This is a genomic window from Streptomyces sp. NPDC059092, assembly GCF_042756365.1.
Taxonomy (GTDB): domain Bacteria; phylum Actinomycetota; class Actinomycetes; order Streptomycetales; family Streptomycetaceae; genus Streptomyces.
This window is the reverse complement of sequence record NZ_JBHZEJ010000002.1, coordinates 49,535-64,631: the sequence shown is the minus strand read 5'-3', so window position 1 is coordinate 64,631 and position 15,097 is coordinate 49,535. Positions and strand designations below refer to the sequence as shown.

The window sequence follows — 15,097 nt, the reverse complement described above, 5'->3', positions numbered from 1 at the left end:
AGTTGGGCCATGACAGTCAACGAAGCCAAATCGACAGCGATGTCGAGCGGCCACCATGGCGCCGTCGAGGGAAAGACGACGATCGCGGACTCGGTGGTGGCCTCCATAGCCGGTATCGCGACGCGTGACGCGTCCGGGGTCTATGCGATGGGCGGCGGAATCTCCCGGACGCTCGGAGCCGCCAGGGACAGGATGTCCCGGTCCGACGACGTCACGCGCGGTGTGCGGGTGGAAGTCGGCGAGAAGCAGGCCGCCGTTGATGTCGGCGTGGTGGTGGAGTACGGATACCCGATTCCCCGGACCACCGAGGAGATCCGGTCCGGTGTTTCCGACGCGGTCGAGAGGATGACCGGGCTGGATGTCGTCGAGGTCAACATCGGTGTCCTCGACGTCCACGTACCGGGTTCCGACGACAACGACGATGACGACAGAGGCGATTCGTCCCGCACGCGGTAACGGTCGGCTTCGCCGAGACGACTGACCGGAGAACGGCCGGGGTTCATGCGCCGGTCGTACGCCGAGACCTGGCGAAGGTGGATTGACCCATGGAAGATCAGACGAAACTGGCTCTGGGGGCTGCCGTCCTCGGCGGATACGTACTGGGCCGGACCAAGAAGGGCCGGCTCGCCCTGACGGTGGCCACCGTCGTGTCCGGGAGAGGGCTCGGTTTCAGCCCCCGGGAACTGGCCGCCGGGGGAGCGCGCCGCCTGGCGGAGATGGAGCAGGTCGCGGGGTTGAAGCAGCAACTCCGCGAGCAGGGCATGGCAGCCGCCGGCAGTGCGCTGTCCGCGGTCACCGACCGCGCGATGGGGTCGCTGGCCGACACGATCAGTGGGCGCACGACGCGCCTCGGCCAGAAGGACGAAGAAGCCGAGGGAGAGGACGAGGAAGAGGAGGAAGAGGAGGAAAACGAGAAGGACGAGGAAGAAGAACCGCCGCCCGCGAGGCGTCGGCGGTCCTCCCGCCCCTCCGGTACCCGATCGGCGTCGGCGAAGAAGGCCCCGGCCAAGAAGCCGGCCGGGAAGAAGGCCGCGGCGCCCGAGAAGAAGACGAAGAAGACCGCATCTCCCCGCTCCAGCCGCCGGAGGTGACTCGGTATGACCAGCACGCAGAAGGACACCGCCGAGGCCACGACCTCGAACGCCGGCCGGGTGCGTGAGGAACTCGCCCACTACGTCAGCGCCCGGCTGGAACGTACCGTGGGCCGGCTGGGCGACAAGCTGACCGGCCTGACAGGACAGTTGACGGACATCGCGGAGAACGGCGGACAACTGCCCGCGATCGGCTCCCGCATTCTGCACGGCGATTCGCCTGTCGGCTCCCTGCTCTCCGAGAAGGCGAAATCGGTCAAGGACTCCGTGGTGGACAAGGCCAAGGACCTGACGGGCAGCGGCGGCCGACCGGGCAGCGGGGACGTGAAGGTGACGAACATCGTCGAAGTCCTCGATGTGGGAGTGCCGTTGAGAACGGCGTACGACCACTGGACCGCGTACGACGAATTCGCCGGCTTCACCAAGGGCGTGTCACACGTGTCGAAGGACGACGACGACGACACGAGCAGCGACTGGAAGACCAAAGTGGGCCCGTCCACCCGGAGCTTCCAGGCGACCACCCTGGAACAGATCCCGGACGACCGGATCGTATGGACCTCCGAGGGCTCGAAAGGCACCGTTCAAGGGGCCGTCAGCTTCCATGAAATGGCGCCGAACCTGACCAGGATCGTGCTGGTGGTCGAGTACTACCCGTCGGGTTTCTTCGAGAAGACCGGCAACATCTGGCGGGCTCAAGGACGCCGTCTGCGGCTGGACTTCAAGAACTTCCAGCGGTACGTCACGCTCACCGACGAGGAGCCGGAGGCGTGGCGCGGCGAGATCCGGGACGGCGAAGTCGTCCGCACACACGAAGAGGCGATGGAAGAGGAGGGGACAGAGGAAGAAGGGCAGGACGACGACGAGCAGGACGAGGAAGAACAGCAGGACGAGGAAGAACAGCAGGACTAGTGAGTAGACCTCGGGGCCCGGGGACGGCGGGGCGCGGTGGGAGGCTTCGCGCTACGTCAGATTGCGACGACGCGGACACGGGGCCGCACAGCATGAGGATGTCCTCGGGGTCCGACGTCAGGACGGTCCTCGACGCCGGGCCGATCAGGACCCGGTCAGGAGCGCCCGGCCGTACCGCGGGGCGGCGTGCAGGTGGTCGCGCAGCGTCGGCCCCTCGTAGTCGAGGTGGAACAGCCCACGCTCCTGAAGGATCGGCACCACACCGTCGACGAAGGCGTCGATGCCGTCGTGGAAGGCGTCGATCTCCAGCGAGAACCCGTCGCAGGCGCCGGCCTCGAACCACTCCTGCATGTGGTCGGCGATCTTCTCGGGAGTGTCGGCGACGACGGGGTGGTAGTCGATGACGCCGTGCGCGATCACGTCGCGCAGTGTCCAGCCCTCGCGGACGATCTTGAGGGCGTGCCCGGAACGCGGGTCGGACCGGTTCGCCACAGCACGCTTCAGCATCGGCTGCGGCACGGGCTTGTCGATGTCGGCCCCGTTCAGGGGCAGGCCGATCATCGCGCCGAGGTAGCGGACCCGCTGGTCCAGGTCGATGGATTCGTCGAGACGGCGGCGTCTGGCCAGCGCCCCCTCCTTCGTGGCCCCGACGGTCGGCATCAATCCGGGGAAGAGCTTCACGGCGTCGGCCCCACGCCCCGCCTGCACAGCGGCCGCGCGCAGTGTCCGCCGGTGGGCGCGCGAGGCCTCGATGTCGTAGGGATTCGCATACACGCCATTGGCGTACCGTGCGGCGATCTCCAGCCCCGCCGCACCCCCTCCGGCCTGGAAGATCACCGGCTGACCCTGCTCCGACGGCGGTATGGGCAGGGGGCCGCGGGAGGCGACGTGCTGACCTTGAAGATTGACGGGCTGGATCTTCGAGGCGTCGGCGTAGACGCCGCTCTCGACGTCCGCGATCAGTGCGTCCTTCGCCCAACTGCCCCACAGCGCCTCGACGAGCTGGATCATCTCGTGTGCTCGGGCGTACTTTTCGGCCCGCGGCGGGATCGGCGCGCCGAAGTTCTCCGCCGCGGCCGGGTTCGAGGTCGTCACCGCGTTCCAGCCGATCCGGCCATGGCTCATCACGTCGAGAGCCTTGAACTGGCGAGCCAGATTATAGGCTTCGTTGAACGTGGTGGACGCGGTGGCGATCATGCCGATCCGGCTGGTCTCGCGTGCAATGGACGCCATGACCACGATCGGGTCGAGCGGCATCATGGTGGGCTGATGAGTCAGGTCGACGTCGAGCACGGGCGTGTCGGCCAGGAAGAGGAACTGAAGCTTCCCCCGTTCGGCGGCCTGAGCATGCCGCACCATCGCGTCCATGTCGACGTAGGAACTCGGGTCCGCGCCGGGCAGCCGCCACGCGCCCGGCTGGTTGCCGAAGCCGTTGGTCATCTGTACGCCGAGAATCATCTGCCGGTCTGCCATGATTCCTTCCTTATGCGGAGACAGTCTCCGTCTGTGCGGGTCGACTATACGGAGACCATCTCCGTATAGCGAATCGCGCGCCTGCCGCACGCCGCCGAGGGAGGGGTCTGCGGCCGTGCGGTCGGCGAACCCCGGGTTCGTCATGGCGGCAGCCGCGTGGAGCTCGGCGTTGTGGCGGGGGTCAGGGGATTTCAGGTGGGGAGCGGCGTGTGGATGCCGAATGAGCGCTGGTGGTACGTGAGAGGGCGCCCTTCGTCGACCTCGCCGACCTCGCCGGCGACGACGTGGGCGAGCGGAAGGCTGTGGTCTCCGGCGGTCGCGAAGTCGGTGACCTCGCGGGCGACCCGTCCCGGGGAGTGCGGCAGCCGGGGCAGGCCCGCGCTCGGCGTCCAGTCGGCCCCGTCGAATTTGTCGCTGCCCGAGCGGGCGAAGGTGGTGGCGAGGGCGGTCTGGCCTGCGCTCCTCGGGAGCCGAGGCCGGCCAGGAGTGTTGGATGGTGGCGAGGTCGCCGCGGTGGCGGCGTGAGGTTGCCGCCGCCGCGGGGTGTGTCCGTCGCCATGGAGTCTGTGGCGAGTGGCGCCAACGGTAATGAGGAGATAGTCTCCGTTTTGTGGAGCGGGTGATGCGGAGGCGATCTCCATATTGTCAACAGGAGGTGTGAGGGTATGAATGTCTCAGGTGTGGACGGACGTCGGCCGCGGACGGACAAGCAGCGCAATCGCACGCATATCCTTGAAGTGGCGCAGCAGTTCTTCGCGGAGCACGGCATCACCGGTTCCATGGACGCCATCGCCAAGCGGGCGGGTGTCGGCCCGGGCACGCTCTACCGGCACTTCCCCAACCGTGAGGCGCTGCTCGCCGCTCTCCTGCAGGCTCGTGACGAAGAGCTGGAGTTGCGTCGCGCCGCCATTCAGCGCGAGGAGACCGATTCCAGCGCCGCGCTCACCCAGTGGCTGGACTCGCTGGGCGAGTGGGTGACCGCTTTCGACGGCCTGCCCGAACCTCTGCGGGCCGCGCTGACCGAGAGCACCTCCCCGCTGGCGATCACCTGCCAGGGTTTCATCACGACCACCGAGGAGTTCCTCCACGCGGCCCAGCGCGACGGCGGCGCCCAGCCGTGGGTACGGGGAAGAGACTTGTTTCTCAGCACGCTCGCCACAGCGTGGGTGCGTAGTGCCGCCATGGCCGACGAGTCATCGCCCCAGGCACTCAAAACCCTCATGCGGTCCGGATGGCGGACATCCACGAACGGGCGGTGACGCTCCGGGCGCCCAGGCGGCTCTCTGAAGTCGGCTTGATGCTCGTCGCCGCTCGACGTGGCGTGTGCTGACCGCGGCCCGGCTCCCGTTTTCGCTGTATCAATCGGTACAAGGAGAGGCAATATGAAGATCGGCATTTTGGGCGTTGGTCACATCGGCAAAACGTTGGCCCAGCGGCTGAGCGAGGCCGGACATGGTGTGAAGGTGGCCAACTCGCGTGGCCCGGAAACGATTGGGGCCGACGTGCTGGCGTCGGGCGGACGCGCTGTCACGGCGGCGGAAGCCGTGGTGGACGTGGACGTGGACGTCGTCATCCTCTCGATTCCGATGAACCGTCTTCCACGGATCGCACCGCTCATCGCTGACCTGCCGGCCGGCACGGTCGTCATCGACACGTCGAACTACTATCCGGCTCGGGACGACCGGAACGAGAGCATCGACGCCGGCCAGGTGGAGAGCCTCTGGGTCGCCGAACAGTTGGGCCGCCCGGCGGTCAAGGCGTGGAACTCGATCGGCTCGGACTCGTTCGCGAACAAGGGCAAGCCTGCGGGAAGCCCGGATCGCATCGCCCTCCCTGTTGCCGCCGACGGGGACAGCGACCGCCAACTGGCCATGACACTCGTCGAGGACACCGGGTTCGACGCATTCGATGCCGGGACGCTCGCGGAATCGTGGCGCCAGCAGCCCGGTACGCCCTGCTACTGCACAGACCTCACCCGCGAAGAGATGCCCGCCGCGCTGGCGGCAGCAGACGCGAAACGATCGCCGAAACGGCGCGACCTGGCGGTTGCCGCGATCCAGGAGAGGGTCGGGGACGCCGCGACGAACCCCGACGCGGACTACAGCGTCCGTCTGAGCCGAGCGCTCTACATGTGACTCGTTGGACGCCGTGAGTGCCGCTACACCGGCAGGACAACGGGAGAAGAGCGGAACGCGGACGATCGGTTCCTTCTCGGGCCAAGCGGCCCGGGTCGGCGTGCGGGGGCCGCCACGGCGGCCGTCAGGGCGACGGCCGCCAGCAGGAGCGGACAGATGGTCACGCGGCGGGCTCCCTCTCCGGAACCACCCGCGTCCGGGCGGGCAGGGCGAGGCGGCGCGCGGTGAACACGCTGCCCGCGATCAGGGCCGCGGCGGTGATCAGCAGTGTGAGCATGTAGCCGTGGTCGAACGCGTTGTGGGCCGCGTCCAGCAGTGAGTCCGCCCGGTCGGCGGGCAGGTCTCCGGCGGTGGAGCGGGCAGCGTCCAGACTGTCCTTCGCCGTGTCCGGAACGCCGGAGGGCAGGTGGACCGTACTGGTGTAGAGGGAGCCGAGGACACTGCCGAGGATCGCGACACCGGACAGACTGCCGAGTTCGTACGAGACCTCCTCCACCGAGGCGGCCATCCCGGCCCGATGGGCCGGCGCGTTACCCATGATCGCGGCCGACGCGGCGGTCATGGCGAGGCCCATCCCGGCTCCGGCGACCATGAGACCGGGCACGATCCACACGGGGTGGTCGGGGTGGACGGCGACCACCGACACCACGCCCGGGGTCAGGATCAGAGTGAGCAGGACTCCGGCCGCGCCGGTCAGCAGGCCGCCGACGATCAGGGGACGGGGGCCGGTGCGGTACACGAGTCCGCCGGCGACGACTCCGGAGGGCAGACAGCCGGCCGCGAACGCCGCGACCAGCAGCCCCGCGTGCAGCGGGGTGAGATCGAGGACAAGCTGCAACCGCTGCGTGAGCACCAGTTGGATCCCGGCGGTCGCGAACATCGCCAGTGCGGCGGCCACCATGCCGGACAGGATCCGGGGGTCGCGCAGCAGCACGAAGTCGAGCAGCGGATGCGTCTGGTGGCGCTGGCGGCGTACGAACAGGGTGAACCCGACGGCCGCGGCCAGGAGCGCGATCACGATGTGCAGCGGGTCCGGGCCGGGCTTCGTGGCTTCCTTGACCGCGTAGACGAGGCCGACGAGGCCGACCATGATCTGTACGGACGCGATGAAGTCCCAGGGCTTGTCCGAGCGGCCCGACGCGCTGGGCGCGAGTACGGCGCCGGCGATCAGGGCGAGGACCACCACGGGCACGTTGATCAGGAAGACCGAGCCCCACCAGAAGTGCTCGATGAGCAGGCCGCCCAGGATCGGGCCGAGCGCGGTGCCGACCACCGACATCGTGCCCCACACACCGATCGCGATGTTCCGCTCGCGCTCCTCCTCGAAAGTGGTGCGGATCAGCGACAGAGTGGCCGGCATCATCGCGGACGCGCCCACCGCCAGGAAAGCCCGGGCCGCGATCAGCACGCCGGCCGAGGGCGCGAACGCCGCCACCGACGAGGCGATACCGAACAGAACCAGACCGGCCAGGAACATGCGCTTGTGCCCGACGCGGTCGCCGAGTGTGCCCGCGCCCAGCAGCAGCCCGGCCATGACCAGCGGGTACGCGTTGATGATCCACAACTTCTGTGAAGCGTCCGCGTGCAGTTCCTCCGTCAGCGTCGGCAGCGCGGTGTAGAGCACGGTCATGTCGACCGAGATCAGCAGCAGACCCACCGCCACGGTCACCAGCAGCCACCAGCGTTTCGTGCCGCTCATGTTTTCGCCCGTCTTTCGTATCGCGTTGATCAACTTGGCCATGACGGTCGAGCGCCCCCCCGGCGAACACGGCCGGAGGGCACGGTGGAGTGCCGGACGGGCACGGCCGCCGAGGTCAGGTGGCGTCGGTGTGCTCCGCCTCGGTCAGGGCCACCAGCCTCTGCCGTAGGGCTTCCCGGACCGGCTCGGACACGGGGACGCCGCTGGTGGCCTCGTACAGCCACAGCCCGTCGGCCGCCAGCCGGGCCAGGAGCAGGTCGATGTCGTGCGGGTCGGCCGATCGTGTCGGCGGGGCCCAGCGATTCATCAGGTCGTTCCACACCTGGGCCAGCTCCGGGTGGGTCACCGACTCGACCATGAAGGCGAGATCGGCCTTGCTCGCCCCCGCCTCGGTACCCACCCGTGCGTAGGCGGCGGTGGTCTCGCGCGCCGACGCCTCTTCGAGCGGCTTGCCGAGTTCGGCCGCGAGCCGCTCCTCCCACGCGCCGGTCAAGTGGCGCTGGATCGCGAGCAGAAGCTCCTCCCGCGTGCGGAAGTGATACATCAGCCCGCCCTTGGTGACGCCGGCCTCCTCGGCCGCCGACTCCAGCGTCAGGCCGGTGATGCCTTCGCGCTCCGTTACACGGATCGCGGCATCCAGGATCAGATTCCTCGAACTCGGTCGCATATCTGAACTGTACCATCCGGAAGGTATAGTTACTGGGCTGTGGCTTTACGCTCTCGTTCGGTTACCGGTGTTCCTTGCCCGGCCGGCGGGCTCATACGACGCGGAAGTTCGCCATCATCGCCATGTCCTCGTGCTCCAGGTTGTGACAGTGGAACATGTACCGGCCGCGATAGCCGGTGAACCGGGCCAGTACGTCCACGGTCTCGTACGGACGTACGTCGACGGTGTCCTTCCAGCCGTGTTCGTGAGCTGCGGGAGGGCGGCCGTTCCGTGCCTCCACCTGGAAGTGCGCGAGATGCAGGTGGACCGGGTGGTGGAAGTCGCTGGTGAAGCGCCAGCGCTCGACGGTGTCCAGGCGTGGCGTGGCCAGGTACCGGTTGGTGGAGAAGGGGTGCCCGTTGATCGTCCAGGCGTGGCCGCTGCCGCTCGGCGCGGTCATCCGGAAGTCGAACCGGCGGGTGGCCGCCACGCGTGCCTCGCTCAGGGATTCGATGTCCGCGAGCCGATCGGGTATGCGGGACGCGTCGCGTACTTTGCGGGTCACACGGAAACGCATGACGTCGCCGATGCCGCCGCCGGCCAGGGTGTTGACCAGGGTCACGGCGGTGCCGGGCCGCCAGCGCGAGAAGTCGACGACGACCTCGGCGCGTTCGGCCGGAGCCAGGGTGACGGTGTCGAGTTCCTCGGGGCGGGCCAGCAGCCCGACATCGCTCGCGACCTGTACCAGCGGCCCGCCAGGCTCCAGCTTCAGACGGTAGCGGCGGGCGTTGGAGGCGTTCAGTATCCGGAAGCGGTAGCGAGCGGCGTCAACCTCCAGCTCCGGCCAGGGGGCGCCGTTGACGAGCGTGACATCGCCCATCACTCCCTCCATGTAGGGCTCCTCGACGCCGGGCTTGCCCTTGAGGGAAGGATCCAGTGAGGGATACCGGAAGGAGCCGTCCTCCTCGAACGCGCGGTCGCAGATCATCAGGGGGATGTCCCGCTCTCCCCCAGGCAGCGGCAGGGCCTGTTCCACGTCGTCGCGCACGAGGAAGAACCCGGCCAGACCGCGCCATACCTGCGGGGCGCTGAAGTCCATGCGGTGGTCGTGGTACCAGAGGGTCGCCGCATGCTGGTCCAGCGGATAGACGTACTCCTTGGCCCGGACCGAGGTGCGCCAGGCATCCGTCGGCATGTGCATCCCTCCGTGGTCCTTTCCGGCGCCGGCGTGCTGATGCCGCCAGCCCTCGGGGGTGACGATGTCGGTCGGGTAGCCGTCGGAGCCGGGCGGGGTGACCCCGCCGTGCAGGTGTGTGGAAGTAGGTACGGGAAGCTCGTTGACCACGGTCACCCGGGCCTCGCGGCCCGAGCGGCCGACGATCGTCGGCCCAGGGAACTGCCCGTCGTAGCCCCACACCTGGGTACGCGTCCCAGGCAGGATTTCCCGATCGGCGACGCGCTGCACGATCTCGTACCGGTCCACTCCGCCCGCACCGCTCACCGGCCGGGCCACCTCCGGTACGGGCAGTGACGTCCGGAACGGTTGGGGGAGCCTCGCCCGGCTGGTGAGCAGTTCGGCCGTGGTCTCCCGGCCCGTGGAGCGCACGGCGACGCCACCGCCGACCGCCGCGGCCACCACGGTGCCGCCCGTCACACTCAGAAATGCCCGGCGGCTCAGCCCGCGCAAGCCGCTCATCGGGCCTCCCCCGCGAGCGCGGGCGCGTCGGCCGGGGCCGGCCGGGCGTCGGTGAGGACGACGAGCAGGACCAGCATGGCGAGCGCCGCCGTCGTGACGCCGATGAACACGTGCGGCGCCACCACGCGGGCCATTCCCAGGCCGATCTGGCCGGCCGTCATCACCAGGACGAGCGTGGACAGCGTCGACAACTGCCAGGTGGCCGGCCGCCCCGCCCGCCGATGCGCCCTGAACTCCATTACGGCGAAGACGAGTTGGACGAGCGCGACCACGGAGAGGATCCCGCCGACGGCGCTGTGGACGGGGAGCAGATCGACATCACCGGTCACGAAGAGACCGGCCAACAGGCCCTGGGCCAAAGTCATCAGCAGGAAAAGAGTCGCGGTCACCCGCAGCGCCCATGTTGTCCACGGGACTGCGGGAGTTTCCTCGGCCAGCATGAACATCCTTCCGGTCGTTCGGTTCGCGCAGGGGTTTCCCGACGGGAGGCGGCACGTCCTCCACTCGCGAACAGGGCCCCGGCGGCAGATTCCGGCCGGGTACGGCTTGTCCCCCGGCCTTCACCGGCAGGGCCTCTCGCGGTCCGCACGGATCGCGCGGAGATCTGCGGCGATGGCCTCAGGATGGCCAAACTGTACCATCCAGAAGGTGTAGTTACGCTTCCGTCGCGGCGCCGGCACGGGGGAGGGAGTGCGGGGGAGGCGTGGGGCGCTGCTGTTCCGTCAGCCCTGGAACGTGCCGGTGCCCGGTGGCCGGAACTGTGTGACTCACCGTAAGGCATATAACGATTTGGCAACGCGCGGGGTGTAGGGCCGGTAGGGTTCGTCTCGGGAAACGCCGTCCGTCGCCATGCCTTCCGTCGCGCGCTCCATGACCTGACTGTCCCAGCGTCAGCTCATGCGCCGGCCCTTGTGGTGACAGGTGACATGGGTGTCGCTTTGTGTCCTGTGAAAGCGGAAATCACTGTGCGCAATCCCTCCACTCACGTCGGCGAGTATTCGCTCGTTGTCGCGGAACGGGTCGAATCCGCCGACGACGTGGTCTCTCTCGTCCTTCGCCACCCTGGTGGCGAGTCGCTCCCGTCCTGGCAGCCCGGCGCCCATATCGACCTGTTGCTCGACGGCGGCTTGGTCCGCCACTACTCGCTGTGCGGTGACCCCGGTGACCGGTTGTCGTGGCGGATCGGTGTGCTGCGCGTCCCGGAGGGCCGCGGTGGCTCGGCGTATGTGCACGGCGCGCTGCACGCCGGGGCGCCGGTGCGGGTGCGTGGGCCGCGCAACAACTGCGCGCTCCGGCCCGCCGGCCGCTACCTGTTCGTGGCGGGCGGCATCGGCATCACGCCGGTGCTGCCGATGATCGCCGCCGCCGAGGAGCGGTGCCGCGCGTGGCCGGCCGGGGCGCTACGGGTGGAACGCTTCCGGGCCAAGGAGCAGCCGGAGCAGGAGGCGTCGGCGGACGCCGACACGTTCGAGGTGGTCCTGTCCCAGACCGGGCACACCCTTCAGGTGCCTCCGGGGAAGAGTGTGTTGAAGGCCGCGCGGGAGGCCGGGGCAGATGTCCCGTACTCCTGTGGAGAGGGCATCTGCGGCACCTGCGAGACCGAGGTGCTGGAAGGCGAACCGGACCACCGGGACTCCGTGCTCAGCGCGGAAGAGCGGGAGTCCGGCGAGACGATGATGATCTGCGTCTCCCCCTCCCTCGGCCCCCGGCTGGTCCTCGATCTGTGACGGCCGCGTCCCCCCTTCGCTTCGGCGGTCCGGGACCGGCCCCCCCGGCGACCGGATGAAACGCACCCCATGTACCCAAGCGGCCCCACATACCCAAGCCCCCCCGTGCCCAGGAACCGATGGAGTCACCATGGCTATGACTGAACGTGTCGATCTGAGTCGTCTCAGCGCCCCGGTAGGCGGGTCCGGGCGGCTGACCGGCCACCTGGCCCGGCCCGAAGGATCCGGCCCCTGGCCCGGTGTCGTCGTGGTGCACGAGGCGCTCGGCGTCGACGACGTCATGGTGCGGCAGGCGGAACGGCTGGCCCGCGCCGGCTATCTGGCCCTGATGCCGGACCTGTTCACGCAGGGCGGGGTCCGGCGCTGCCTGATCCCCACCATGCGGGCGTCGCTGGCCGGCCACGGGCGGGCGTACCAGGACATCGCGGCGGCCAGGGCCTTTCTCACCGGGAGCGCCGAGTGCACCGGAGCCGTGGGCATCATCGGCTTCTGCATGGGCGGTGCCTTCGCCCTCATGTCCGCGGCGGGCGGCGGCTTCGACGCGGCCTCCGCCAACTACGGGATGCTCCCCAAGGACCTGGACCACGCGCTGTCCGGGGCCTGCCCGGTCGTCGCCAGCTACGGCGGACGGGACCGGATGCTCAAGGGCGCCGCGGACCGGCTGGACGCGGCGCTCGACCGGGCCGGCGTCGTGCACGACGTGAAGGAGTACCCGGGCGCCGGGCACGCCTTCCTGAACGACGCGGAGGTCGGCCCGCGCCTGCTGCGCCCGCTGTTCCGGGTGACCGGCATGGGCCCCGACCCGGAAGCCGCCGCCGACGCGTGGCGGCGCATCGAGACCTTCCTCGACACCCACCTCAAACAGTCGGCGACCGCCGGGTGACGTACGGCATCCGTCCGTACCCCCACGGTCCTCGGCACCCCGAAGGCACCACAGAACCTTGCGCCGACGGGCTGACCGGGGGATCCAGGGGGCGGGCGCGAGGGCCCGCCTCCCGGGCCCCACCCGCCTCCCGGGCCCCACGTCGTGACACCTCGCGCCCGGAAACAACCCGAAGGACTGGCTGAACAGCAACCATGAGCGACACAAGCCGCACACGCGAAGCAAGGGACACGACAGCCGGCGGGCCCGGATCACGCGCCGCCAACCCATGGGCGGCGCTGGCGGCCCTGTCGCTGGGGCTGTTCATGATCGTGGTGGACACGTCGATCGTGTCGGTGGCGGTGCCGACCATGGTGCGCGACCTCAACACCGGTCTCAACGCGGTGGTGTGGGTCACCAGCGTCTACCTGCTCACCTACGCGGTACCCATGCTGTTCACCAGCCGGCTCGGTGACCGCTACGGCCCGAAGCGGGTGTTCGTCGCGGGGCTGGCCGTGTTCACCGCCGCCTCCCTGTGCGCCGGACTGTCCACGGGCGTGGAGACGCTGATCGCCGCGCGCGCGGCGCAGGGCCTGGGCGCGGCGCTGCTGACCCCGCAGACCTTGGCCCTCATCACCCACCTGTTCCCGGGCGGCGACCGGGGCCGGGCGATGGGCGTCCTGGGCGGAGCCTCAGGCCTGGCCACCGTCACCGGCCCGCTGCTGGGCGGGGTGTTGGTGGACGGACTCGGCTGGCAGTGGATCTTCTACGTCAATGTCCTGGTCGGCACCGCGACACTGGCCCTGAGCCTGCTGGTCATCCCCGACCGGCGCCCACGGCGCGCACACCGCTTCGACCTGCCCGGCATCCTGCTCTCCGGCTCCGGACTGCTCCTGATCGTGTTCGGCATCCAGAACGGCCGGGCGTACGACTGGGGCCAACTCGTGGGCCCGGTAGGGGTGTTCCACGTCATCGCGGTCGGCGTGGCGCTCCTCGTCGCCTTCGTGGTCTGGCAACGCGTCAACCGGCGCGAACCACTCGTACCCCTGCGTGTCTTCGCCGACCGCAACTTCTCCATGGGCGCCCTGACCACCGCCGTCCTCGGCTTCACCCTGACCGGGATGTTCCTGCCCCTGGTCATCTACCTGCAGTCCGCACTCGGCCTCTCCCCGACCGACGCGGGGATCGTCACCGTGCCGATGGCCCTGGTGTCCGGCCTGATGGGTCCGTTCATCGGCCGGCTGTCCGACCGCGTCAGTGGAAAGTACCTGGTGATGACCGGACTGCTGGGCATGGCACTGGGCCTGGCCGTCATCGCCGCCCAAGCCAGGGCGGACCTCCCGCCCTGGCAGCTCACCCCCGGGCTGCTGGTGTGCGGGTTCGGCATGGGGTGCGTCCTCGTCCCGGTGAACAACGTCGCGATGGGCACCGTCCCCGCCGACCTCCAGGGCGCCGCCTCGGGCGTCTTCTTCACCGCCCGCCAACTGGGCGCCGTACTCGGCAGCGCGGCCATCGGCGTACTGCTCCAGGCGCGTATCGCGACGGCGACGGCCCACGAAGCGGACATGGCGGCGGCGCGGCTGCCGGCCCGCTACCGCCGTGACTTCCTGGAGTACTTGCGGGCCACGAGCAGTGGGGCGCTAGGCCCTCCCGACACGGAGACGCCCTCGGCGCTGCCCGCACACCTGGCCCGTCAGGGGCGGCAACTCGCCGAGCAGGCCGTCCACAACGGCCTGACCCAGGCCACGAGGGAGACCCTCGTCCCCCTGATCGCCGTCCTTCTCCTGGGCACACTGGCCGGCGCCGCCATGCGCCGAGCCGGACAGCGTCCCTCACCCTTCACCCCCGACCAACCACCCGACCCCCTCACCACAACGCCCCTCACCACAACGCCTCACACCACAACACCTCTCAGGAAAGGCTCCTCATGACCTCCCCCACCGGCTCGGACCCGCGCGTCGCCCTCGTCACCGGCGCCAACAAGGGCGTCGGACGCGCCGTCGTCGAGCAGCTCGCCGACCTCGGTACGACCGTCTACCTCGGCGCCCGCGACGAGGAGCGCGGCCGTACGGCCGAGCGCGAGCTGCGCGCCGACGGCCGCGATGTCCGCTTCCTCCGGCTCGACGTCACCGACGACGCCGGCGTCGCCCTCGCCGCCAAGCGGATCGAGGAGGAGAGCGGCCGGCTCGACATCCTCGTCAACAACGCCGGGATCAGCACGCCCTGGCGGGTTCCCAGCCTGACCACGGCCGACGAGGTACGGCAGGGCTTCGAGACCAACGTGATCGGATACCTCACGGTCACCAATACGATGCTGCCGCTGCTGCGCCGCTCCGAAGCCGCCCGCATCGTCAACATCAGCAGCGTGCTCGGCTCGCTCACCGCCGCCGCCGAGAACCACGATCCGACCGGCGCCTTCCCGGACGGCGGCTTCCCCGTCATCCTCGGCTACAGCCTCTCCAAGACCGCGGTGAACGCCCTCACCGTCATGTACGCCAACGAGCTGCGCGAGGAGGGCATCCTCGTCAACGCGGTCTCCCCGAACTGGGTGCCGACCGATGCCAACGACCACTCCGGCATCCTCACGCGGGAACAGGGCGCCGTCATGCCCGTACGGATGGCCACGCTCCCCGACGGCGGCCCGACGGGCACCTTCACCTGTTCCGACGCCACCGGAACGGGCCAGGACCTCCCCTGGTGAGGGGAGCCACGGCCGTATGACGTGGTACCGGCACAGGCGCCGTGCCGGTACCGGAGATGCCGGGACGCGTCCTCGCCGCGACGCGTGGCAGGCGGGGGCGACATTTTCCTGGAGAGTGCCGCCCCGTCCCGGAATCTCCTGATCGCCGGCGTATCCGA

The 15,097-nt window shown here is 69.5% G+C and carries 14 protein-coding genes and 1 pseudogene; 9 read left to right on the top strand and 6 right to left on the bottom strand.

Translation table 11 applies throughout. The features are described 5' to 3' along the window. Positions 1-9 precede the first annotated feature (9 nt). The 3 genes and pseudogenes from ACFXPL_RS01785 to ACFXPL_RS01775 all read left to right on the top strand — a co-directional run. Positions 10-456 carry an Asp23/Gls24 family envelope stress response protein gene (locus ACFXPL_RS01785; RefSeq protein WP_384910800.1) on the top strand — a complete coding sequence of 149 codons (447 nt, stop codon included), beginning with the start codon at positions 10-12 and terminating at the stop codon, positions 454-456. An 89-nt stretch (positions 457-545) separates the two neighbouring features. Beyond that, positions 546-1,091, top strand: coding sequence for a hypothetical protein (locus tag ACFXPL_RS01780; protein WP_384910796.1), 546 nt, complete (start codon positions 546-548; stop codon positions 1,089-1,091). 6 nt (positions 1,092-1,097) lie between these two features. Beyond that, a pseudogene (locus tag ACFXPL_RS01775) lies at positions 1,098-1,997 on the top strand (SRPBCC family protein); the annotation flags it as partial. 147 nt (positions 1,998-2,144) lie between these two features. On the opposite strand, the gene ACFXPL_RS01770 reads toward ACFXPL_RS01775, so the two are convergent. Together ACFXPL_RS01770 and ACFXPL_RS01765 are read right to left on the bottom strand one after the other, a co-directional pair. Continuing rightward, a complete protein-coding gene (locus tag ACFXPL_RS01770) occupies positions 2,145-3,473 on the bottom strand; it encodes an NtaA/DmoA family FMN-dependent monooxygenase (protein ID WP_384910793.1) in 1,329 nt (442 codons plus the stop codon). A 191-nt stretch (positions 3,474-3,664) separates the two neighbouring features. Beyond that, on the bottom strand, positions 3,665-4,114 hold the full coding sequence (locus tag ACFXPL_RS01765) for a flavin reductase family protein (protein WP_384910790.1): 450 nt from the start codon (positions 4,112-4,114) through the stop codon (positions 3,665-3,667). Positions 4,115-4,138: 24 nt separating this feature from the next. Here ACFXPL_RS01765 and ACFXPL_RS01760 point away from each other — a divergent pair, with 24 nt between their 5' ends. Both ACFXPL_RS01760 and ACFXPL_RS01755 read left to right on the top strand, forming a co-directional pair. Next, on the top strand, positions 4,139-4,732 hold the full coding sequence (locus tag ACFXPL_RS01760) for a TetR/AcrR family transcriptional regulator (RefSeq protein WP_384910787.1): 594 nt from the start codon (positions 4,139-4,141) through the stop codon (positions 4,730-4,732). A gap of 123 nt (positions 4,733-4,855) precedes the next feature. Continuing rightward, entirely contained in the window at positions 4,856-5,608 is a 753-nt protein-coding gene (locus ACFXPL_RS01755) for an NADPH-dependent F420 reductase (RefSeq protein WP_384910784.1), read from the top strand. A gap of 160 nt (positions 5,609-5,768) precedes the next feature. Here ACFXPL_RS01755 and ACFXPL_RS01750 read toward each other — a convergent pair whose 3' ends face one another. From ACFXPL_RS01750 to ACFXPL_RS01735, 4 genes are all read right to left on the bottom strand, one after another. Beyond that, positions 5,769-7,307 carry an MFS transporter gene (locus tag ACFXPL_RS01750; protein ID WP_384910781.1) on the bottom strand — a complete coding sequence of 513 codons (1,539 nt, stop codon included), beginning with the start codon at positions 7,305-7,307 and terminating at the stop codon, positions 5,769-5,771. Between the two features lie 115 nt (positions 7,308-7,422). Continuing rightward, positions 7,423-7,974 carry a TetR/AcrR family transcriptional regulator gene (locus ACFXPL_RS01745; protein WP_384910779.1) on the bottom strand — a complete coding sequence of 184 codons (552 nt, stop codon included), beginning with the start codon at positions 7,972-7,974 and terminating at the stop codon, positions 7,423-7,425. 91 nt (positions 7,975-8,065) lie between these two features. Then, positions 8,066-9,649, bottom strand: a complete 1,584-nt coding sequence (locus tag ACFXPL_RS01740; protein ID WP_384910776.1) for a multicopper oxidase family protein — start codon at positions 9,647-9,649, stop codon at positions 8,066-8,068. Continuing rightward, positions 9,646-10,089, bottom strand: a complete 444-nt coding sequence (locus tag ACFXPL_RS01735) for a hypothetical protein (RefSeq protein WP_384910774.1) — start codon at positions 10,087-10,089, stop codon at positions 9,646-9,648. Before ACFXPL_RS01735 ends, ACFXPL_RS01740 begins: the two co-directional genes overlap by 4 nt. 525 nt (positions 10,090-10,614) lie before the next feature. Here ACFXPL_RS01735 and ACFXPL_RS01730 point away from each other — a divergent pair. From ACFXPL_RS01730 to ACFXPL_RS01715, 4 genes are all read left to right on the top strand, one after another. Next, positions 10,615-11,376 (top strand): PDR/VanB family oxidoreductase, encoded by a 762-nt coding sequence (locus ACFXPL_RS01730; protein WP_384910771.1) that lies wholly within the window; start codon positions 10,615-10,617, stop codon positions 11,374-11,376. 130 nt (positions 11,377-11,506) lie between these two features. After that, positions 11,507-12,259 (top strand): dienelactone hydrolase family protein, encoded by a 753-nt coding sequence (locus tag ACFXPL_RS01725; RefSeq protein WP_384910769.1) that lies wholly within the window; start codon positions 11,507-11,509, stop codon positions 12,257-12,259. A gap of 194 nt (positions 12,260-12,453) precedes the next feature. Further along, positions 12,454-14,169 (top strand): MFS transporter, encoded by a 1,716-nt coding sequence (locus ACFXPL_RS01720; RefSeq protein WP_384910766.1) that lies wholly within the window; start codon positions 12,454-12,456, stop codon positions 14,167-14,169. Further along, positions 14,166-14,939, top strand: coding sequence for an SDR family oxidoreductase (locus ACFXPL_RS01715; RefSeq protein ID WP_384910765.1), 774 nt, complete (start codon positions 14,166-14,168; stop codon positions 14,937-14,939). Before ACFXPL_RS01720 ends, ACFXPL_RS01715 begins: the two co-directional genes overlap by 4 nt. Positions 14,940-15,097 lie beyond the last annotated feature (158 nt).